Origin of the sequence: Bacillus sp. GbtcB14, assembly GCF_019091205.1 — a bacterium.
GTDB lineage: Bacteria > Bacillota > Bacilli > Bacillales > Bacillaceae_G > Bacillus_A > Bacillus_A cereus_AG.
Genome location: NZ_JAGXJT010000014.1, coordinates 17,229 through 37,671 on the forward strand (window position 1 = coordinate 17,229; position 20,443 = coordinate 37,671).

The following is a 20,443-nucleotide window of genomic DNA, read 5'->3' on the forward strand; positions in this document are numbered from 1 at the left end:
TGCTCGCAAAACGCAAAAAGACCCCAATACACGCACACGTCCCCTAAGGACATGGCGCATATTGAGGTCTTCTCTTATATGCGAACTGATTAATTTTTTATTTTATTGTTAAATCTTATTACGTTTATATTATAGCAATACGATTTTAAAAAAACAAGCCTTATTTACACCTAAAAAATAAAATTGGACTTTTCGTGTTCCATTTTACTTCATTTCTTTTTATCATCTTTGTTTGGATCGTACCATACCATTTGAATTTGAAAAATATCACTGTCCTTAAGACCCAAAACATTCATTTCCTCTTTCAATGAGCGCCATGGTTCTATTTTTATCGATTTTGTACTTTTGTCTCTAAGCGTATATACATGTACATAATATGCTTCTTTTTTCTTTTTCATAATACAAATAACTTCCCCTTATATTCTTTATATTTTTTTAATAACAGAATAAATAAGTATGTAAAAATTACACACTTCATTTAACATTCCCTCTTGTCACTTTCATAACTATTCCCCCTACCTTCACATATATTCACTTACTTTCATTAAATCAAAAAACAGGTAATCATGTTTAATCACAATTACCTGTTTTTTATCATTTATATCTATTTTTTATTTCTTAAAATCTCATTAACCTCTTCAACACTTAATTCTGCAGCCTCTGCAACTTTCTCTAAAGGTACACCTACTTTAATCATGTTTTGAATTAGTTGTATTTTGGCTTCTTTTGCACCTTTTTCTTCTGCTGTTTCTATTTCAGATATTCTATCTTTTATTTCTTTTTCTCTAGCCCAATATAAGCGTAAAAAATCCTTATCGCTACTTAAACGCTCCCAATCCTCTATCGCTTTTTTTAAAACTGGATCTTTTTCCATTGCTATCGCCTCCAGGATTGTTGTTAATCTCTCATCCTCATGCGCAGGAAATAATAGTAACCAACGCGCTAAAGAATCTTCCCACGGATCCATTCGTTTCCCTTGCCATTCTTGAATCACTTTTGGGATTTCAAGAAAATGCAACTGCATATTTTCGGTAATGATACGTTTAGATTTTTTGTTCATCACTGTATTAACATTATGAAACTCCTGCTCCTCTGGAAATAGAATGAAATCCACTATATTAATACAAATGGTTGGTCTTAATTCTGTATATTTCATCCCTTGAGTCATTTGAGAATAATACATACCTGACCAATAGAACAAAGAACGCTCTATCATATCTTTTTTGTCTCGAACTTGAATCTCTATATTAATTTTTATACCACTATTTAGCGTAGCTCGCAAATCTAAAATAGACAATTTATCATCCTTCTGCTCTCTTGGAAGATGCGGATCATCTAAGTGCAAAGATGTAATTTCTTCATCAATAGATGATTGTAGTACCGCGTTAAGAAATCCAATTAATATATCTTCATTTCCTTCTACTCCAAACAAACGCTTAAAAGCATAATCAACTCGTAAATTTACTAGATTCTTTTTTACATATACACTCATGTTCTCCCTCTACCTTTCTCGTTTTAAAATTGTATTTAAGAGCATAAAAAAAGATAGAATTACAATTCTATCTTTTTCTCCTCTATTCATCTCATCAAATATGGCTACTAGTTACTTAATATATAAGAAATTTCCTCTTCACACATATTTGTCGCATTTGCAATTGTCGTGATAGAAACTCCCTCATTATAAAATCGTTGAATGAGTTCCATTCTTTCTCGTTCCCTAGCTTTTTTATCTACGTCCATTAATTGTTGCATAATATCCATATACTTAATACACACCTTTCTTTTATATAAAGTCCCCTAGTTAAACTGTTACGTGTATTGTTAAAAGAAAGTTTTACACTAATACTGCTACTTTGTTGTAAAATGTACAACTTTCTTTTAAGTTCACAACGTGTTTAATTACAACAAACCCTTTTACTAATATGCTTTTAAACCATTATATTTAAGGCCCTTAAGAGAAAATAATTACAAGAAAGTTGAACACTAATGTATTTCCTTTAGGAATGCATACTATCTTAATTATTACAAGAAAGTTATGGACTATCCTACTAAAATAAATTATTAAAAATTTATACACTCCCACTCAATACTTGAGCATAAATAAAGAGTGTGTTCTGAAAAGGATCAAAACACACTCTTTATATTTTTTCTTGTAAAACAAAAGTTCAGAACAAAATGGGTTAACTTTCTATCTATATCCCCTTGTTTGTTTATACATTCGATATTAATTTTCTTCTTCTCTTATTTATTCATCATACTCACTATATCTCAATAAAAAAACCGAAATCATAGAAAGATTTCGGTTTATCCTTTTTATAAAAGAGTTATATTTATTTTAAACTCACGAATGAATTTTTTTGTTTTAAAAACGATGATTTATAATCCTTAGCCCATACTATCTTTTAGTTTGTTTGATTATGAGCTTTGATCAATTTTTCAACGTATTCTTTTATATCCCCTTCGCCTTCCCTTACAGCCACCTTTATACTTGCAGCCTCTTTTATTTTAGATAAAGTAACTACTTTATCTTTGAATTTTGTATTTAATAAATATCGAACTCTTCTTTTTTGAAAATCTTGTAAAGATTCTTCAACTGTGACAATGTAACTTTGTAATAAAGAATGATTTTTCTTTTTTTGACATTTCTGGTATACACCTAATATTTTCGTAACAGCTGCATACGTTTTTCTAATTAACTTACCTCTGTTTTTTTCATATTCATCCCAGTTATCAACTATTTTTTTTGCTTCTTCGATTAATATTAAATCTTCTCTATTGTAGCTTTCTACACTCTTTTTTTTTGAATGCTTCCCCAAAACCTTAAGTGGTGAATGTTCCTCTAACCACGCTCTCTCATAATTGCTTAGCCACGCATATGCAGCTCTATTTAAACCACTTAATTTCGCTCTCGTATACGCTGGATATTTATTTCGTAATTGTATCCATTTATGCTTGTACTGAGCTGTTTTCTTTTCTCGAGCGACCTTCAAACTGTCTTCTCTCGATTTTTTAATTGGGACATTTTTACGATCCTTCAATATTTTTCGTATAGTCGGTGGTGTAAAACCCGTTTTCATAGCTATTTCTTTTTGTGTTAATCCACTAGATAAAAGTTTGCTAAACTCCACTTCCCATACGTGGCCTTTTTGAATAATCCTATTATTAAAGAATGCAACTTCTAGGGGGTTTTGCTCCCATTCCCTAAGTCTATATATATAACCACAATCACACTCAAAATCCCCTTGAATTTCTCGATTCAATCCGTGAACACTGATTTCCACCTTATCTACACATTTTTGTAAATAATGATTCGATAGGGAATTCATGCATAACCATGGACCTTTTCCAAAGGGTTCATACAAATATTCATTTTCAAAAAAATTTTTTACTGAGCCACACAAACATCGCATAATCAATATATGCCTAATGGGATGACAAAATTGTATACTACCTTTCCCCAGAATATAATTTACCCATGATAATCTTTCATCTATTTTAAATGAGGATTCTAACATCCTTAATAGGGTTTGCGAATAATGATCTTGAAGTAACTCCCTTAAGCGCTGATGTCTTTTTAAAGTGGGGTATCCAATCCCTTTAACCTTCAAAAGTGTCTCATATTTCTCAACATAATAATCTTTTGAAAAAGACGAAAAATTTTTATCTAGCAAATATTTTACATCTTCTGCAATTCCTATTAATTCATCCACAAGTTCACTTTCCATGAATATCTCATTGCTGTTACTATCCTTTAGATTTGGATAGATAAAATTATGAGACCGAAAAGTCATAATATTAACCGGATGTTTCTTTAGAGGTAATTGATGTTTAATGCATACAAAAACTCCTGGAACCTGATGTACTCTATTCCAATACCCTTCACCATAAAGTTGATATTGTTCCTTTACGCATACAGAGCAATAATATAAATGCTCTTTTGACTTTATATTCCCTTTTTTCAAACTAAATAAACTCTGATAAACTTTTGAAGAGATTCCTATGCTTAATTGTTCGTACCATTCTTTTGTTTTAAATGGTCTTATAAGTGGAATCAGTGAATGCCTTTCTATAAAATACTTTTCAGTAAACACATCTGAAAACACTTGTAAATTATCAACTAAATATTTTAATTCACCAATGGATTCAATCCCGAAGAAACAGCCACTTTTATTAAACAACTTCTTCATAGTATGCTTTTTTGATAAATCTGGACTTCGAATATGATATCTAGAGACTATACTATAAAACAATTCATCCTCATACGGTACAGGAAAATAATCAAGCATTTTACATCACCTTGATTCTTTATAATTAAATTCTTTTAAAGGGTCCTTAATATATCCTTCACCATTGAGAGCCTCATACGCAGACTGTCTATTCTTTTTACCTTCATCAATGATACACTTTAATTTATTTTTATCCTCTACTACAACTTTTTTCTTTTTGCTTCCTTTGTCCTTAATATATTGTAAAGCTTCTTTCATCAACTCACTAATTTTAGAGTTAGGTGATTTATTTAATACATATTTTGTTGCTCTTTCTGCATCCTTTTCGTTTATATCTAAGTTTATAAGGGAAATAATCAATTTCTCTACCTTTGTTGGTTCTATTTTCTGACGCTCTTGTGCGATTTTTTCTTTTTTATCTTGGAGTTTGGCTCTCATATCAATTACTGGAAGTTTATTAAATATATAATCTTGTATATCTAACGATACAAGATCTTCATACTTTGCAATTTCTGTTTCACAACCAGATTTAAGAGCTTGAAGCATAGGTTGAACAAGTCTTAAATCTTCTTTACCCACTTTTCTGATTAATTCTGATGAAATTTTTTCTATGCCCGTTTCAATCGCTCGCCCCTGTGCTAGTAAAAACAACTTTATAGCTATATCAGTAATACCCTCGCTTTCCTCGTAAATAACATCTAATAAATCTTGATTTAGTTCCACATGTTGCTTTGTCCACTGATAATCCCACATACTTGTAATTAAAACTTCCCAATCTTCTTTATTGCTCATTTGTTGCCAGACCATATCACCTTGTCCACTACCACGACGTGCTTGTCTAAAATCTTTTTGTAAAAGGCTCCTAGCCCTCATGGTTCCAATTATCATTACCGGAATACCAATTTCATTAATAAGGGTAACAAAAAAATTCATCATTTTCTCAGAGGCATCCCCTGTCGCTGCCAACAGATGTTGAATTTCATCTATGATCAATGCACCAACACAATGTAGTCTAGAAATTTGCCCCATCCTAGTTACCATTGAACTTATAGAATTAGAGGATTTCCCATAACTTTCGAGATAGTTTGTGCCAATTAATTGATCTATCTTTTCAAAGAAGTTTTGACATAATGACTTTAACGACCCATCATGTGGGCAATTTAATTTTAACCAAACAATTTGAAGCGTATTGAGGGGATCTCTATGAATAATAAGTTGAGGATATAATGAAAGTATTCGTTCTATAGCTGTTGATTTTCCAATGCCAGAGAAACCCATTAATGTAAAACTAGATGCAGTAGCCCGTATATCCGCCGGCAGACTTAAATTATTTCTTTCTACTAATTGATGATGTAATTCATTTAATACTTGAACGTGTTGCTTTTGAAGAGGATTCCGATTCACATATCCATAGCGTAAAAATCTTGAAAAACGTCTTTCCAAGTCTAATGTTTGAGAAATTGGTTGAAAAAAACGAGTTAAACGTAATAAGGCATGAAATCGATGATGATCTGATAAATTTCTTTCTTTTTCATGATAATTGGGTAGGAAGCTAAGTTGATCAAAAGCTTCTTCATATGACAATATGCCAGGTAAAGCTTCTATCAGCGGATTCCCCTGATAATCAACTAATTGCTGTTGCTGATATTGAGCTAGAAAAGCGTATGTCCCATTATCTAACTGTATTTCTCTTAGAGTGTCACTCATGCTTATGCCTCCTCCTTTTATTAAATAATTCTTTAACTGAGCGACGCTTGAATTCATCTTCTTGTTGTTTATCCAAATGAATAACCTCTGGTAGAGCCTCTTCTTCATTGTTATCAAGTTGAAATACTTCCTCAGTTCTTCGCATTTTCCTCTCCAATTGGGTATGATGCTTGATGTCTTTAATTTTCTTTCTCTTTATTACATGCTTTGTTTGTTTTTTGCTTGCTTCCTTAACAGCTTCTTTAACAATCGATTGAATATTATCAAAAAAGTTAATTTCATTTTGTAGTAATATATGTTCTTCTTCTTTGTAACCTTTACTTTCTAAGCTATTTAACTGTCTAACCTCCTCTAAGGCTTTATCTTGATATCGCTCTTGATGTTTTAATAAATAGCAGTTTTCAAATATCTTTTCATCCTTTGTATGAATATAAATATTATTCATATTTCGAGGATCATAAGAAGCATCCACTTTCCAACTTTTCTTTGTTCTTGCTGTAGCAAACCATGATTGTTGTATTGCCGTGTCACAGCTATACAACATTTTTTCAAATCTGATTCCTTTTGCAGTGATTCTAGCAACACCTCTCGGCATTAAATAAAATTTCATGATATCAGGATGAACGACTCGTAATTTCCCAGAGCGATTTTTTATTCCCCATTTCCACAATTCAATTGGTGTTGGTTTTACATTATCAACTATCATATCTTTGTCCCGTATATAATTCTTCATATAGAAATTTTTATTGTAATGCAGAATAAAATTGATAATAATTTTTGTATATTGTTCTATATTGAGTTTCGCCTCTAAACGTGGATCTTTTGCCCCTCTTTCACCCCAATCTTTTAAAACATATCCAGGTAAAAAGGGGCGTATTGTTTCTTGAGATGTATCAAATAATTTTTCTACAATGCCTTTCCAGTCTGGACGAAAGGATGGATTATTTTCCACTGTAATATTAAGCCCTTGTATCAAATGATTTACATTATATCCTTCTAACTCTCCGCGATCTCCTAAAATAATCTCTGGTAGATGTGCTGCTGGCCAACAATTATCTGTAATATTAATACCATAATCCGCACAAAAGTCCTTTTTATAAACTGTAGAATTCAAAAGTGCCATCATCATTCCAGTCCATGAGGGGCCTTCAAGCCCAATATAAAAACCAGTAATTAAATGGGTAAAGACATCCGTTACATAGTATATAGTTGGTCTCTTCAATACCCAATCAGAATTATAACGAGAAACTATATATACGTTAGCGATTGTCGCATCAATTTGATATCTGGATCCCGGTCCAAAAACTTCAAAAGAAGACGAACCTAAAACAGCCCTATGATCTCTTTCGAATTTCTTTCTCCCATGCTTAGCTGACGTAATTTCTTCAACTCCATATTCTTTATGAAACCAATAATAGAACTGTCGAAAAGTAGGAATGGTATCTGCGTCTTCAATCACAATATACTTTGTTCCATCTTGATAACGAATGCTTGCCTGAAAAGCATCCCTAATCATCATTTTGTATGTATATGTCAGTGTATTTTCTGGACTTGTAAAATAATAATTTTGTATAGCTTTCTTGAATATTCCTTTTAATTCCGATGTAATATTGATTCCCGTGCTATTAGTCATTCTCGGTCTACCCGTCTTATTTCCGCTCCAATTCTTCGACTTCCCCTTATTACCGCAATTTTTAAAATCAGGAAGTAGGCTATCTCTGACCTTTCCTCTTTGCCAATACCGCTTTAAATATTTGTAAATCGTTTGTTTTGAGCACCCAAAATTCCCTCTCGTTTGTCTAATTAACGTACCTCTTTTATCTCTTTTATAAATGTTAGGTTCTTGAATTATTAAATCTTGTATAATATTCCATGCCTTATCTCTCATAAGTATATCTTTTTCTGTCAATTCTTGATGATTTACAACTGGAAATACTTCATCATTGCTTACTTTCATATACTGTCCATTCGAAAAGCCTTCTTGAAGACTTTTCAGTGTATCTACAAAAGGCATAGCTTTTTCATCATATACATCGATTAAATATGTAATAACATTACTTTCATCTATCCAGAGTAATCTGTATATCTTTGAATCATCAATTGACTTAAATATTTCATTAACTGATAGCGTAATCAAAATTCTCATCGCCCCTTTCACTAAAAGCTAGTTCGCTTATATGTAAACCTCGCATATTTAATTTTTGCGTATTGATATCTACAGAAATTAACTTTCTAGCTACTAAATATTTAAAATAATTAATTGACGAACCTTGTTCCAAATTATACTGTTCTTCAAACTCATTGCAGATTTCTATAAAGCTCTTATCCACATTTTGAAACGTCATTAAGTAACTAAAAAAGAATTTCACAAAAGTTTCATCCTCAATTTCTTCGAGATAATAATGGTTATGAATCCACGAAATATTCTGACTCATCGTATCGGGAATATCCTTTTCTGTTACAACTCCCCAATCGATTCCTTTCCTTTCCCAATATTCTCTTTCTATCTCAAACTTTTCAATTACCCTTTCATTTTCTAATTCACTACTAGGCTTTATAGTCCTAGCAATATATTTAATTTCTTTTCCGTCTCGAACCGTCAGGAAAAAATCTGTTGTCAGAACTATTAACGTTTCAGTTCCTTTACAAATAGGATGATGTATCCCTTTTTCTTCAGCAATTTTATATGTCAATTCTCGATTTAATGGAAATTGTTCACGAATATCAATAACTTCTTCTATCCATTCTAATATAAAAAAGTAATCCCTCTCTAAATCCGACAGAAACTCATGTCTCCTATTAGTTTTCCACCCCATTATACGAGAGCTATTCCCCGTTGAAGATACATTTTGTATCGTTAACCAGGGTTTATAGTTATTTAACTCCCCTTGTCCTCTGCCTTCTTTTATATACTTCTCTATTTTCTTTTCCGTCCAATCATTTTTACGCTTTGCCATTTACATATCCCCTCTTAAAAAATTTTTATCATTTCCATTATCGGATATTTTTATGCGTACAATACATATTCTTGTTTATAAAAAAACGGATATTTTATAAAAAATATCCGTTTCACTCTTAGTGTTGATATAGGTTTTGTAATACTTGTTTTAACTCTGGTTTAATTGCAATAATAGAACGAACTGTTTTTACTTGTTGTTCTGCATCTTCTACATTAGAAGCATGACCTAATTCTAATAATAATCCTGTAGCAACCGTACCAGTACGATTTCGTCCACCAGAGCAATGGAAAAATACTTTTTCTCCTCGTTCTACAGCTTCTTTAACGGCTCCAATTGCACTTTTAACAGATTCATCTTGCCCTTCTACACCCTCTACAATTGGATAAGCATGTCGCTTAGCTTCACCTGGAAATCCTTCTGGCTCTTCTCCTCCAGCACGTAAATCAAACACCTCTGTAATCCCATGCTTTTTTACTGCGTCTTGTATAGCGTCTACTCCACCAATATATACTTTTCCTTTTACAAGTTCGTGATAGTTCGTCATGTTTGTTAGTCTCCTTTTATTTATACTTTAGCAGCAGTTAGATCCGCCACTAATAACAAGGCCTGCACCTTGTTGATCTTCTACATAGTCTAGTGTCAATGTATTTACAATTTCAACAACCTTTGGATCCATTGCAACTTGAATACCGTTTACTGTTTCTGTGACATCATTTTCTTGTGCTTCGCCTAGATTAATACCGTAGCTAGGACCACAGCAGCCAGCACCATCAAATGTAAAACGTAATGTTGTAACACCATTTTCTTTCATAGCAGTTTCAATAAACTCTTTTGCTTTATCTGTAATATTCATTTTAACTTCCCCCGTTTTATAAAGATTGACTCCAATCATGCACAGCATGATTTTCTAAGAAGCGTTCGGAATCCAATGCAGCCATACAACCAGTTCCTGCAGCCGTAATTGCTTGACGATACTTATGGTCTTGCACATCTCCACATGCAAATACTCCTGGTATATTTGTCTCTGTCGTTCCTGGTTTTACAACAATATAACCAGCTTCATCTATCTTAACTTGACCATTTAAAAACTCTGTATTTGGACGATGGCCAATCGCAATGAAAATACCGTCAGTTTCAATAATTTCTTCCTCACCAGTTTCGTTATCTTTCACTTTTAGACCTGTAACTTTTCCATCTGCTATTACTTCTATCGGTGTTTTATTTAATCCCCAAGTAATTTTCTCGTTTGCTTTTGCACGATCTTGCATGATTTTAGATGCACGTAGTTCATCTCTACGATGTACAATATGAACTTCTGTTGCAAACTTTGTTAGGAAGTTTGCTTCTTCCATTGCAGAGTCTCCACCACCAACTACAATGACTTTTTTACCACGATAGAAGAATCCATCACATGTTGCACAAGTTCCTACTCCACGACCCATATTTTCCTTCTCTCCTGGAATCCCGAGTAATTTAGCAGAAGCACCTGTAGAAACAATAATGGATTCAGCTTCTATCTCTTCCATTCCAGTTACAGTGATTTTAAATGGTCGCTTAGATACATCCACTTTTTCTACCCAACCATTTTTAAACTCTGCACCAAATCGTTCTGCTTGTTTCCTCATATTGTCCATTAGCTCTGGTCCCATAATACCATCAGGGAAACCTGGAAAGTTCTCTACATCCGTTGTCGTAGTTAATTGTCCACCCGGCTGAGTTCCTTCAATAATAAGTGGATTCATATTCGCACGTGCTAAGTAGATAGCTGCTGTTAATCCGGCTGGTCCTGTTCCTAAAATAACGACTTTATGCATTGTGAATGCCTCCTAATGAACAATTATTGAACTGTCAATTCTTTTAGTTTTTCATATCCAATAACATCTTCTGATTGCCAAGGAATAATCACACTATTATGTTTTGATTCTTTTTGAACTTCTTGAATCCATTGCACTTCAGATTGTGATCGTCCCTTTAATACTGGGTCTATTGTATGCGTTGCATAAAAGCTTTGATTAATTACCCACCATTTCGGATAAATTTCTGCACGTTTTAAATCCTCTTGTAGACGACTTGCTTCATGAACTGGTGTCGCTTCTGCTAACGTTACAATTACAACACTTGTTTCCTCTGGATTACGAAGACGTGGTAGTAAGTTTTTCACAGACTGCGGTACTTCACCTGAAGATCTTGCGATTTCTTTATGATACGTTTGCGCCGCATCTAGTAACAATAATGTGTGACCTGTTGGTGCGGTATCAATTACCACGATTTCATCATTTGCTTTTTCAACAATATCAGCTAAAGCACGGAATACCGCAATCTCCTCTGTACAAGGAGAACGTAAATCTTCTTCTAAATACGCTAACCCTTCTTCATCTACTGTATCTTTCGCCTGCTCAATAACTTCCTTACGGTAATTTTCTACTTCTAGTTTTGGATCAATACGGCTTATCGTAATATTCCCTTGTTCGCCATGCATAACATAATCAATATGTGCCGCTGGATCCGTTGTAGTTAAATGTACATGATGTCCTTTTTCAGCAAGCCCAACTGCAATTGCTGAAGCTACAGTTGTTTTTCCTACTCCACCTTTTCCCATTGTAAAAATAACTCTTTTTCCTGTCTTAGATAGGTCTGTAATCAAGTTTTGAAGAGGTGGTATAGAAACATTGTGTTGTTCTTCATCTGAAATTGAAAGATTTTCTATTGGTTGAACCAACTTTCTCATATTCTCTATGCCAGTAACATTAAACGGCACTAATGGAATTTCATAAGCTGGAAGATCTTTCAGTTCTTCTGTCATGTTTTCTAACGCACGTACTTGTCTTGTAAACAATGCTTTAGAAACACTATCATTTTGCACATAGTTCGTTAAAACACCATTTACTAGCAAATATTGATTACTAACTCCAATTTCTTTTAACTCTTTGGCTGCACGTTCTGCTTCTTGCAACGGGGAACTATCAGGACGTGTCACAAGCATTAACGATGTTTGCTTTGGATTAGATAACGCTTCAACAGTTTGACTATATAATTCTTTTTTATCTCCAAGTCCCGCTAACGGTCCTAGACAAGAAGCTCCATGTGTACTTTCTTCTAGGAATCCGCTCCAAGCTGTTGGAAGTTGAAGAAGACGGAGCGTATGTCCTGTTGGCGCTGTATCGAAAATAATGTGATCGAATTTCGATGTTAATTCTTTATTTGTAAGTAACGTAGAAAACTCATCAAAAGCTGCAATTTCTACTGTACACGCTCCGGATAATTGCTCTTCCATTGTCGCAATAACCGTATCAGGTAGCTTTCCACGATATGGACCAACAACACGCTCTTTATATTCATGAGCAGCTGTTTCAGGATCTAAGTTAGCTACATGTAGATTCGGAACATTAGGAATGACTTTTGGTTTATTGGTTAGTTCGATTTCAAATACGTCTTGCAAATTTGAAGCGGGATCAGTACTAATTAACAAAACACGTTTCCCCATATCAGCTAACGTTATGGCTGTTGCACATGCGGTTGATGTTTTACCTACGCCACCTTTACCAGTAAAGAATAGAAATGGTGTAAATGTCATTGTGCTTGGATTAAATAGGTTTGTCATTGCCTTTCACTTCTTTCTCTATTTTTTTACGTTTACATTTAAACGTATCTTTGGCTTCTGACTTAACTCTTCTTCCGTCATATTCGTTAATTGTGCTAATTCTTCATTTGTTAAATGAACTCTTTCTTTTACTATCTTTCCATCTACTATAGTTACAGGTAACACATCTGGTCCTTTATCCATTAATAACTGACTAATAACACTGTTATTAGCAAAAGCATCTGGTTCACTCGCAAGATTATAACGAGTTACATCAATTCCTTTATTTTTCAAATTGTTAACAGCAACTGATATACGAATTAATTCTGAATCAACACTTGGGCCGCAAACTCCGGTAGAGCAACACATTGCAGGATCAAAAATTTCAATCTTTTTCATCTCTGATTTCTCCCCTTCTTTATAAAATAAGCCGAGAAAAAATTCTCGGCTTATTTTGTTTTCAATTATTCTCCTGTTTCAGCAAACTTTTTAATACGTTCACCAATTTCATCACGAACTTTTTGGAATACAGACCACTCTTGACCAGCTGGATCATCAAAGCCCCAGTGAACTCGTTTTACATGTGGTGGCGTTGTTGGACATACATCATTTGCATGGCCACAAAGCGTTACAACAAGATCCGCTTTGTCTAAAATGTCGCGATCAATAATATCAGATGTTTGATCCGTGATATCGATGTCTACTTCATTCAGTGCTTTAATCGCATTTGGATTTACTCCGTGTGCCTCAATACCAGCAGAAAGTACATTCCATTTGTCACCTAAATATTTTTTGCCCCAAGCTTCTGCCATTTGGCTACGACAAGAGTTTCCTGTGCATAAGAAGTAAATTGTTTTTTTGTTTTCCATGATAATTCCACCTTTATTATAATTAGTTATTTTGGTTGTGTTTGAAAGTATTTACGTTGGAACCAAAGTGCTACATTTACAAGCGCTATCATAACTGGCACCTCGACTAAAGGTCCGATAACTGCCGCAAACGCTGCACCAGACTGGATTCCAAATACACCTACAGCTACAGCGATTGCTAATTCAAAGTTGTTACTTCCAGCTGTAAATGCTAATGTTGTTGATACTCCATAACTTGCACCAATTTTCTTACCCATATAGAAAGAGATAAAGAACATTAATACAAAATAAATCAGTAATGGGATTGCAATACGTACAACATCGAATGGTACGCTAATAATAGCTTCACCTTGTAATGAGAACATCACAATAATTGTAAATAATAATGCGATTAATGTAATTGGGCTGATTTTGGGAATGAATACTTTTTCGTACCACTCTCGCCCTTTTGTTTTTACAAAAATAAAACGTGTTAACATTCCTGCGATGAACGGAATTCCTAAATAAATAAAGACTGATTTTGCAACCTCTGCCATTGTAATATCTACAACAGCTCCTTCAATTCCTAACCATTCTGGAATGACTGTTACAAACACATAAGCGTATACTGAGAAAAATAACATTTGGAATACAGAGTTAAAAGCAACTAATCCTGCCGCATACTCCGTATCACCTTTCGCTAAGTCATTCCATACGATAACCATCGCAATACAACGAGCTAAACCAATCATGATTAAGCCCACCATGTATTCTGGCTTATCCTGTAAAAATATAATTGCCAAGGCAAACATAAGAATAGGACCAATAATCCAGTTTTGTACAAGTGATAATACCAATACTTTTACATCTTTAAAAACGCGCCCCATCTCTTCATAACGAACTTTTGCTAATGGAGGATACATCATTAAAATTAACCCAATCGCAAGTGGTATAGAGGTTGTTCCTACTTGTAAGCTATTCATGCCCTCAACAAATCCAGGGGATATATAGCCAACTCCAATTCCTACTGCCATTGCAAGAAAAATCCAAAGGGTTAGATATCGATCTAGGAAAGACAGACGTTTTTTCCCCGTGTTGCTCATCCTTCTCACTTCCCTTTCTAACTATTTATTAACAACCACACTGGAGTGTAGGATTGCTCTTCTCAATTTGTTTAATTTTCTCTGTTTGGTCTGGTACATGCGCTAAAATATCTTCTAAAAGTGCGTATAAATCACTTGTTTGATTTAAAGAATAATAAATCCACTGACCTCTACGCTCTTCTTGCACCAAGCCTAAATCCTTTAACTTTCGAAGATGTTGACTGATTGAAGGTTGACTCATGTCAAACACTTCAAGAAGTTCACAGACACAACATTCACGTTGTTTGAGAATTGATACTATTGTTAGTCTTGTTTTGTCTCCTAGTAGCTTTAGTAACTGTGACACTCTTGTTAATTCTATAACCGTTTTTTCCATATCCACACCTCCTATTTATAAATACATAAGCATACACTTATATATTGAGCGAAAATTAAACATAATATTCATTAAATAGATTCTTTTTTAATTTTCTCTCCTTCTTGAAATAAGTATATAATTAACTACTTATATAATCAACCGAAAAGCTCATTCTTTACAAAACCTTTACAATACTTCTTTACAACGTATTCTTACAGACCTTTGTATCTCTTGCCACATAACAGATATAAAAGAAAACCGAATGGACCTGTTAAAAAAACAGCAACTAACCATACTACAAAATACTGTTTACTCATTTTATGCTGTCGATACTCTAATGTGATATATGTACACATAAAAATGATTAGTAGGTAAATCCCCACAATAAATAATTGATCAATCAAATAGATCTCCCCTTTTAATAAATTTTTCATCCCTTTTGTAAAGATTTGTTAGAAATTCTTTTCTATAACAATAACATAAGTATATAGTTATATACTTAATAATTCACTTTTTTCTATTTTTTAGTTGTTACTACATACTGTAAACATACTGTACCTAGATAAAATAAAAAGAGCCTTTTACAAAGGCCCTTAATGTGATTTAATTTTCTAAATATCTATATAAAGTAGATTTACTGATTCCAGTTTCTTCTCGTATTTCAGCTAAACTATAGTTACCACTTTGATACATTACAATAGCACGCTTTACATTCTCATCAGGTTTTCTTGGGCGTCCTGCTGTAACTCCCTTTTGTTTCCCTTCATACAAGCCTTTCTTCGTTTTTTCACTAATTACATCACTTTGAAAATCAACAAGATGTTTTATAATATCTCCAAAATGATACCCATTTGCATGACTCGTATCAATATCTTCTTGAACAAAGTAAATGTAAGCACCTTTATTATCAATGACTTGTAATAACTCAACAAGATGACGTGTTGAATCAGCTAATGTGAACAGTTTTGTAACAACAATTTTATCATCTTGCTTTAGGTTATCTATCATATTTTTAAGTTGTACTCTTTTTTTGCCGATGAATGTTCCTCTGAGATAATCATCGTACAATTACATTTCTCTAAGCTTTTGAGTTGTTCTTCACATTTCAAGTCATCTTGGGGTTCAGCCGGGATACGTGTAAAAATGGGTCATAGACTGGATTTCATTTCCATGACATAACCTTTTTCTACTTTTATAGATACATGACGGGGTCCCGCCAACCAAATGACATAAAAACCACTCTAAGACTCTAATTTCCAATTTAAAAACTGTTTTTCTATATATTAAGTAATTTCGGTTATTATACTTCCAACATACTCATGCATCGTTTTCCCCAAAAACACAGGTATGGTTGAAATAAGTTCAAAAAAACAGAAAGACCTCGTTCAAGAATATTTATCATGAATGAGGTCTTTTTATTATAAAAGTTGTTTCATTTCTACCTTAAAAATGTTGTATATTCATTGACTTTAAACAATTAAACTAGTTCTGTTGCATGAAAATCGCATTTATATCTTTTTAACAAATTCAGATTTTAATTTCATCGCTCCAAAACCATCAATTTTGCAATCAATATCATGGTCTCCATCCACTAAACGAATACTTTTTACTTTTGTACCGATTTTTACAACAGATGAAGTTCCTTTTACTTTAAGATCTTTAATGACTGTTACAGAATCACCATCGTTTAGTACATTTCCATTTGCATCTTTAATTACCTTTGTATCTTCACTATTTTCAGTTTCTGATTCTAAAGTCCACTCATGGGCACATTCTGGGCAAACAAAAAGATTTCCATCTTCGTAAGTGTACTCTGAATTACATTTTGGGCAATTAGGTAAATTAGACATATTTTTATTTCCTCCACTTGTAGTCATTCATTATATATAGCTTTTTAAAACTTCCCTTTTATAATTTCATAAGACTAACAATTCTAAAGTTGAAATTTAAGAAGTTGCCCTTATCTATGTTTCAAGAACCTATTTTTATCGCAGATCCTTCAGTTTCTTAATGATCATGTTCGGTGTTGCCCATTCATCACGGTCAAAGTCAGAAATAGACACTTCAATGTTTAAACGTTCTTGAAATTCTACTAATAAAGATACTGTAGCAAAAGAATCTAGAATTCCTTCTTCGAATAATTGCACATCTGGGTTCTCTTTTACGATATCATTTTCACATACGTCTTCTAACACATTTAATACTTGCTCTTTAAATTGAGACATTATTTATTCTCCTCTATATCCATGATTTATAATGAATTTCTTCATAGTATTCTATTTTTTAACACATCATTTAAAAGAATTTGCCCCATCATCATTACAAAGTTATCCCTGGTCTTTGTATAATAGTTATTAAGGCTTAACAGATAGTTGTTCCCTGGAACATATGTGATTACAAATCCATTGTTTGTTTCTTTAGGAAAAGGAATATATATGTTTTTAACATCCGGGTTTATGGCAGAAAAATCTTTTGGAAATAAACAATTTAGATTACTTAAGAACTCTTTTCCATTAGAGATAGGTTGGATTTTTTTAGCTATGTTCACACCATCTTTATTTTTACTCGAAGCTACTCCCCATATAATTACACCACCAGAAACATGAGAAAAAAACGAGACATTTTTTTCATAATTATTTTTATCCTCTTTTGAAAAGATACTGTTTGTATAATCCGTTTTTCGTTTAAATGTAAGGAAGATATTCTCTTCTTGCTGTTTCATGATCATATGTTGGATGTATGAAAAACCTTCTTGTTCACACCTTGCAAAAATCTTTTCCGCATTCTCCAAAGCAAACTTTCTCCTTCTCTATTTTTTAATAAAAGGATTAAAAGAGTAGATCTAATCAAACAAACTTTGTATGTGAAGTAAATTTTTTAAAAATCTAATGCATTTGCCTTATTCTTTATTGTATTCACTTCCTGAGATTGTTGAGAAAGCTCGGTACATTCATGAAAAGCGAAATGCTTACACCCTATACATTTCTTTGTATTCAAATGTCCTAAAGCACAGTTAATGGCTTCCCCGGTATGATCAAAAAAGTTTTCTTCCCCAATCTCAGCATACAATCCATTCTTATCTAGAGTTGCTTTTAGCTCTGATTGAATTCCTGAAATGAGAAGTACGCCACCTTGTTTTTTAAAATGCTGAACAATATTCCTAAAGTAAGACTCTCCTGTTGTATCAATAAAAGGAACTTTTCCCATACGTAAAATTAAAACTTTGGGTTTATAATGAATGGTTGCTAAAATATTTTGTTCAAATGTTTGAGCAGCCCCAAAGAATAATGGCCCTTCTATTGTGTAAATACCAATTTGCGGGCAATCATGAGCTTTATTTACCACATGGGGTAACAATTTTTCATTCTTTTTTGTATGATCAGGAAGCACTTTAGATATGACAAGCATATTACTCATACGTTTTGTAAACAAAATAACCGCTAAAATAAGACCGATTTCTACAGCTGTTGTCAAACTTGTAAATACAGTAAGCAAAAATGTTACAAGCAAGACAAGGGAATCCCCCGTCTTCATTTTAAGTATGTGAACAAAATGTTTTTGTTCACTCATATTCCAAGCTACCACCATTAAAATGGGAGCCATACTGGCAAGTGGAATATGTGAAGCATATGGAGCCAATAGTAGAAGTGTGAATAACACAAATACCCCGTGAAAAACACCTGACATCGCAGATGTAGCTCCGCTCTTAATATTAGTTGCTGTTCGAGCGATCGCTCCAGTTGCTGGAATTCCTCCAAATAACGGTGTAACAATATTGGCAATTCCTTGACCAATCAGTTCTTTGTTACTGTTGTGTTTACTATTTGTCATACCATCTGCCACGACAGCGGATAAAAGAGATTCAATACCACCCAACATAGCAATAACAAATGCAGGACCGATTAACTGTTTTATACGCTCTAATGTGATTTCGGGTATACCAAATTGAGGAAGTGTGTTTGGAATCGTACCATATGCTGTACCAATAGTAGGTACATGACCTGAGAAAAATATAGTTGCAATTAAAGTTGATATAACAACACCTACTAATGAACCTGGCACTTTTGGCAAAATCTTTGGTGTTATGAGTATAACAAAAAGGCAAATCAAAGCAGTTATAACACTGTAAAAATTGATCGTACCGATATGAGTGAAGATTTCCTTCAGGTTTGCTATAAATTCCTCATGCTTTTTTATACCTGTTAGACCTAAAAAACTAGCAATTTGTCCCGTAAAGATAATGACAGCAATACCTGATGTAAAGCCAATTGTTACAGGTCGTGGAATAAACTTAATTAAAGAGCCTAGTTTAAAAATTCCCATAAGACATAAGATAATTCCAGCTAATAAACCAGCAAGTAGTAAATTTTCATACCCATAGGTAATAACAATTCCTAAAAGAATCGGAACAAAAGCACCTGTAGGTCCTCCAATTTGATACTTTGAACCACCAAATAGCGAAATGAGTATCCCGGCAATACATGTTGTATAAATCCCATACTCTGGCTTAACACCAGAGGCTATAGCAAAAGACATAGCAAGTGGAATCGCAACAACTCCAACAATTATTCCTGAAAGAAGATCCTTTTGAAAATGTCCCAATGAATATCCTGCAAACCTTCCCGTAAATAACCCTCTCATTACAAACCCTTCTTTTCTATTTTTAATAAATCTTACTTCCTCCGAAAGAATATTATCTTTTATTGAATTTGAATTGCAAATTCATTTCTTATACTCTTACACTTTTTCCTTATTTAAAAGAGAGCATCATCCTAATATTGGTTATATGTTTTGCTTAAATGACGCTCTAGTTTGCTGATATCTCCACCTTGTTGTACGTAGAATTTCAATCTTTCCGCTAGAAGCTCTCCGGCTCGACTATCTAGCTTCTTCGTATCTATAAACGAGGTAATTCTTACCTTATCTGGAGTAATATCTCTACGAAACATTTGTCCTGGAATTTCAATCCAGAAACGATTCCATTCATCCAATAACCCTATTTGGTCAAATAAAAAGCTCTGAATCCCGCATAACCAAGCTGTACAAGCAGTATTTCTTTTTTGACATCCAACTCCATCCTGTAAATGTTGACATGAAAAACAACAAGAATTTCCACTTTTAATACAAACATTACAAACGTGATGAGCTCCTATTGAGCGAAATATGTCCATTCCATGTTGAATGATATCTTCTTTCTTAACTTCAATGCTCAACCTAACCCTCCTTACCTATCGTTTCAAGTTCTGTTTCATCTAGTTCTTCTAACATTGAAATCGTATCGATTAAATGGTTGTTAAAAATTTTTCGTGCAACTACCAGTAAATCCACAATCATAGGGTCTCGTAGAGAATATAAAACTCGTTTTCCATCTTTAGTACCAACAACAATGTTTTTTGAACGTAGTACACTTAATTGTTGAGAAACAGCTGAACCTTCCTTGTTAAGGATGGTTTGAATTTCATTTACACTTCTTTCACCCTCTGACAATAGTTCTAGAATACCTATTCGCAAAGGATGTGATAAGGCTTTAAAAAAATCAGCTTTAAATTGTTGCATTTCGGTTCCCATTAAAACACCTCTAGTATTTATTTTTAATTATAACCCCAAAAGTATCATATACATCTTCAAATGTTTGAATATGTATATGATACTTCTAGAACT

General features: G+C 33.4%; 21 protein-coding genes and 1 pseudogene. All 22 read right to left on the minus strand.

The window, feature by feature from the left end; all coding sequences use genetic code 11:
• Positions 1 to 209: 209 nt before the first annotated feature.
• Complete coding sequence (locus tag KVT31_RS25785) at positions 210 to 398, minus strand: hypothetical protein (RefSeq protein ID WP_044797362.1); 189 nt, start codon at positions 396 to 398, stop codon at positions 210 to 212.
• Between the two features lie 206 nt (positions 399 to 604).
• Positions 605 to 1,492 carry an Rpn family recombination-promoting nuclease/putative transposase gene (locus KVT31_RS25790; protein ID WP_046199526.1) on the minus strand — a complete coding sequence of 296 codons (888 nt, stop codon included), beginning with the start codon at positions 1,490 to 1,492 and terminating at the stop codon, positions 605 to 607.
• Positions 1,493 to 1,599: 107 nt separating this feature from the next.
• Entirely contained in the window at positions 1,600 to 1,761 is a 162-nt protein-coding gene (locus KVT31_RS25795) for a hypothetical protein (protein WP_169833827.1), read from the minus strand.
• Positions 1,762 to 2,402: 641 nt separating this feature from the next.
• Positions 2,403 to 4,286 carry a TnsD family Tn7-like transposition protein gene (locus KVT31_RS25800; protein ID WP_000888139.1) on the minus strand — a complete coding sequence of 628 codons (1,884 nt, stop codon included), beginning with the start codon at positions 4,284 to 4,286 and terminating at the stop codon, positions 2,403 to 2,405.
• A 6-nt stretch (positions 4,287 to 4,292) separates the two neighbouring features.
• Positions 4,293 to 5,933 carry an ATP-binding protein gene (locus KVT31_RS25805; protein ID WP_001285624.1) on the minus strand — a complete coding sequence of 547 codons (1,641 nt, stop codon included), beginning with the start codon at positions 5,931 to 5,933 and terminating at the stop codon, positions 4,293 to 4,295.
• Positions 5,926 to 8,070: a Mu transposase C-terminal domain-containing protein gene (locus KVT31_RS25810; protein ID WP_000631828.1), complete on the minus strand. Its 2,145-nt coding sequence runs from the start codon at positions 8,068 to 8,070 to the stop codon at positions 5,926 to 5,928. Before KVT31_RS25810 ends, KVT31_RS25805 begins: the two co-directional genes overlap by 8 nt.
• Positions 8,051 to 8,890, minus strand: a complete 840-nt coding sequence (locus tag KVT31_RS25815) for a heteromeric transposase endonuclease subunit TnsA (protein ID WP_001129155.1) — start codon at positions 8,888 to 8,890, stop codon at positions 8,051 to 8,053. The genes KVT31_RS25810 and KVT31_RS25815 overlap by 20 nt, the downstream gene beginning before the upstream one ends.
• A gap of 118 nt (positions 8,891 to 9,008) precedes the next feature.
• Complete coding sequence (locus KVT31_RS25820) at positions 9,009 to 9,437, minus strand: protein-tyrosine phosphatase family protein (protein ID WP_033695785.1); 429 nt, start codon at positions 9,435 to 9,437, stop codon at positions 9,009 to 9,011.
• A 27-nt stretch (positions 9,438 to 9,464) separates the two neighbouring features.
• Complete coding sequence (locus KVT31_RS25825) at positions 9,465 to 9,746, minus strand: HesB/IscA family protein (RefSeq protein WP_001027747.1); 282 nt, start codon at positions 9,744 to 9,746, stop codon at positions 9,465 to 9,467.
• Positions 9,747 to 9,762: 16 nt separating this feature from the next.
• The gene (gene trxB, locus KVT31_RS25830) at positions 9,763 to 10,707 is read right to left on the minus strand and encodes a thioredoxin-disulfide reductase (protein ID WP_000549739.1); all 945 of its coding nucleotides are present in this window, start codon (positions 10,705 to 10,707) and stop codon (positions 9,763 to 9,765) included.
• A 23-nt stretch (positions 10,708 to 10,730) separates the two neighbouring features.
• Positions 10,731 to 12,494: an arsenical pump-driving ATPase gene (gene arsA / locus KVT31_RS25835; RefSeq protein ID WP_000182869.1), complete on the minus strand. Its 1,764-nt coding sequence runs from the start codon at positions 12,492 to 12,494 to the stop codon at positions 10,731 to 10,733.
• 18 nt (positions 12,495 to 12,512) lie between these two features.
• Positions 12,513 to 12,872: an arsenite efflux transporter metallochaperone ArsD gene (arsD, locus tag KVT31_RS25840; protein ID WP_000717840.1), complete on the minus strand. Its 360-nt coding sequence runs from the start codon at positions 12,870 to 12,872 to the stop codon at positions 12,513 to 12,515.
• Between the two features lie 65 nt (positions 12,873 to 12,937).
• Positions 12,938 to 13,342, minus strand: coding sequence for an arsenate reductase (thioredoxin) (arsC, locus tag KVT31_RS25845; protein ID WP_000428325.1), 405 nt, complete (start codon positions 13,340 to 13,342; stop codon positions 12,938 to 12,940).
• Positions 13,343 to 13,368: 26 nt separating this feature from the next.
• On the minus strand, positions 13,369 to 14,424 hold the full coding sequence (gene arsB, locus KVT31_RS25850; protein ID WP_000072354.1) for an ACR3 family arsenite efflux transporter: 1,056 nt from the start codon (positions 14,422 to 14,424) through the stop codon (positions 13,369 to 13,371).
• A 28-nt stretch (positions 14,425 to 14,452) separates the two neighbouring features.
• Positions 14,453 to 14,800 (minus strand): ArsR/SmtB family transcription factor, encoded by a 348-nt coding sequence (locus KVT31_RS25855; RefSeq protein ID WP_000416301.1) that lies wholly within the window; start codon positions 14,798 to 14,800, stop codon positions 14,453 to 14,455.
• A gap of 585 nt (positions 14,801 to 15,385) precedes the next feature.
• Positions 15,386 to 15,927, minus strand: a pseudogene (locus tag KVT31_RS25865) (recombinase family protein).
• A 363-nt stretch (positions 15,928 to 16,290) separates the two neighbouring features.
• Complete coding sequence (locus tag KVT31_RS25870; RefSeq protein WP_000067663.1) at positions 16,291 to 16,632, minus strand: zinc ribbon domain-containing protein YjdM; 342 nt, start codon at positions 16,630 to 16,632, stop codon at positions 16,291 to 16,293.
• A gap of 135 nt (positions 16,633 to 16,767) precedes the next feature.
• Positions 16,768 to 17,007, minus strand: coding sequence for a D-alanine--poly(phosphoribitol) ligase subunit DltC (dltC, locus tag KVT31_RS25875; protein ID WP_000077294.1), 240 nt, complete (start codon positions 17,005 to 17,007; stop codon positions 16,768 to 16,770).
• 41 nt (positions 17,008 to 17,048) lie between these two features.
• Complete coding sequence (locus KVT31_RS25880; protein WP_000426344.1) at positions 17,049 to 17,573, minus strand: hypothetical protein; 525 nt, start codon at positions 17,571 to 17,573, stop codon at positions 17,049 to 17,051.
• A gap of 86 nt (positions 17,574 to 17,659) precedes the next feature.
• Positions 17,660 to 19,423: a SulP family inorganic anion transporter gene (locus tag KVT31_RS25885; protein ID WP_001214613.1), complete on the minus strand. Its 1,764-nt coding sequence runs from the start codon at positions 19,421 to 19,423 to the stop codon at positions 17,660 to 17,662.
• 131 nt (positions 19,424 to 19,554) lie between these two features.
• Positions 19,555 to 19,995: a hypothetical protein gene (locus tag KVT31_RS25890; RefSeq protein ID WP_000021465.1), complete on the minus strand. Its 441-nt coding sequence runs from the start codon at positions 19,993 to 19,995 to the stop codon at positions 19,555 to 19,557.
• Between the two features lies 1 nt (position 19,996).
• Entirely contained in the window at positions 19,997 to 20,350 is a 354-nt protein-coding gene (locus KVT31_RS25895; RefSeq protein WP_000536398.1) for an ArsR/SmtB family transcription factor, read from the minus strand.
• Between the last annotated feature and the right edge of the window lie 93 nt (positions 20,351 to 20,443).

Excerpts from the sequence above, each read along its gene's own strand:
- KVT31_RS25885 (WP_001214613.1), bottom strand. The coding sequence starts at position 19,423 with ATGAGAGGGTTATTTACGGGAAGGTTTGCAGGATATTCATTGGGACAT.
- KVT31_RS25815 (WP_001129155.1), bottom strand. The coding sequence starts at position 8,890 with ATGGCAAAGCGTAAAAATGATTGGACGGAAAAGAAAATAGAGAAGTAT.
- KVT31_RS25870 (WP_000067663.1), bottom strand. The coding sequence starts at position 16,632 with ATGTCTAATTTACCTAATTGCCCAAAATGTAATTCAGAGTACACTTAC.
- KVT31_RS25820 (WP_033695785.1), bottom strand. The coding sequence starts at position 9,437 with ATGACGAACTATCACGAACTTGTAAAAGGAAAAGTATATATTGGTGGA.
- KVT31_RS25825 (WP_001027747.1), bottom strand. The coding sequence starts at position 9,746 with ATGAATATTACAGATAAAGCAAAAGAGTTTATTGAAACTGCTATGAAA.
- KVT31_RS25855 (WP_000416301.1), bottom strand. The coding sequence starts at position 14,800 with ATGGAAAAAACGGTTATAGAATTAACAAGAGTGTCACAGTTACTAAAG.
- KVT31_RS25805 (WP_001285624.1), bottom strand. The coding sequence starts at position 5,933 with ATGAGTGACACTCTAAGAGAAATACAGTTAGATAATGGGACATACGCT.
- KVT31_RS25800 (WP_000888139.1), bottom strand. The coding sequence starts at position 4,286 with ATGCTTGATTATTTTCCTGTACCGTATGAGGATGAATTGTTTTATAGT.
- arsB (WP_000072354.1), bottom strand. The coding sequence starts at position 14,424 with ATGAGCAACACGGGGAAAAAACGTCTGTCTTTCCTAGATCGATATCTA.
- arsA (WP_000182869.1), bottom strand. The coding sequence starts at position 12,494 with ATGACAAACCTATTTAATCCAAGCACAATGACATTTACACCATTTCTA.
- arsD (WP_000717840.1), bottom strand. The coding sequence starts at position 12,872 with ATGAAAAAGATTGAAATTTTTGATCCTGCAATGTGTTGCTCTACCGGA.
- dltC (WP_000077294.1), bottom strand. The coding sequence starts at position 17,007 with ATGTCTCAATTTAAAGAGCAAGTATTAAATGTGTTAGAAGACGTATGT.
- KVT31_RS25785 (WP_044797362.1), bottom strand. The coding sequence starts at position 398 with ATGAAAAAGAAAAAAGAAGCATATTATGTACATGTATATACGCTTAGA.
- arsC (WP_000428325.1), bottom strand. The coding sequence starts at position 13,342 with ATGGAAAACAAAAAAACAATTTACTTCTTATGCACAGGAAACTCTTGT.
- KVT31_RS25790 (WP_046199526.1), bottom strand. The coding sequence starts at position 1,492 with ATGAGTGTATATGTAAAAAAGAATCTAGTAAATTTACGAGTTGATTAT.
- trxB (WP_000549739.1), bottom strand. The coding sequence starts at position 10,707 with ATGCATAAAGTCGTTATTTTAGGAACAGGACCAGCCGGATTAACAGCA.
- KVT31_RS25795 (WP_169833827.1), bottom strand. The coding sequence starts at position 1,761 with ATGGATATTATGCAACAATTAATGGACGTAGATAAAAAAGCTAGGGAA.
- KVT31_RS25895 (WP_000536398.1), bottom strand. The coding sequence starts at position 20,350 with ATGGGAACCGAAATGCAACAATTTAAAGCTGATTTTTTTAAAGCCTTA.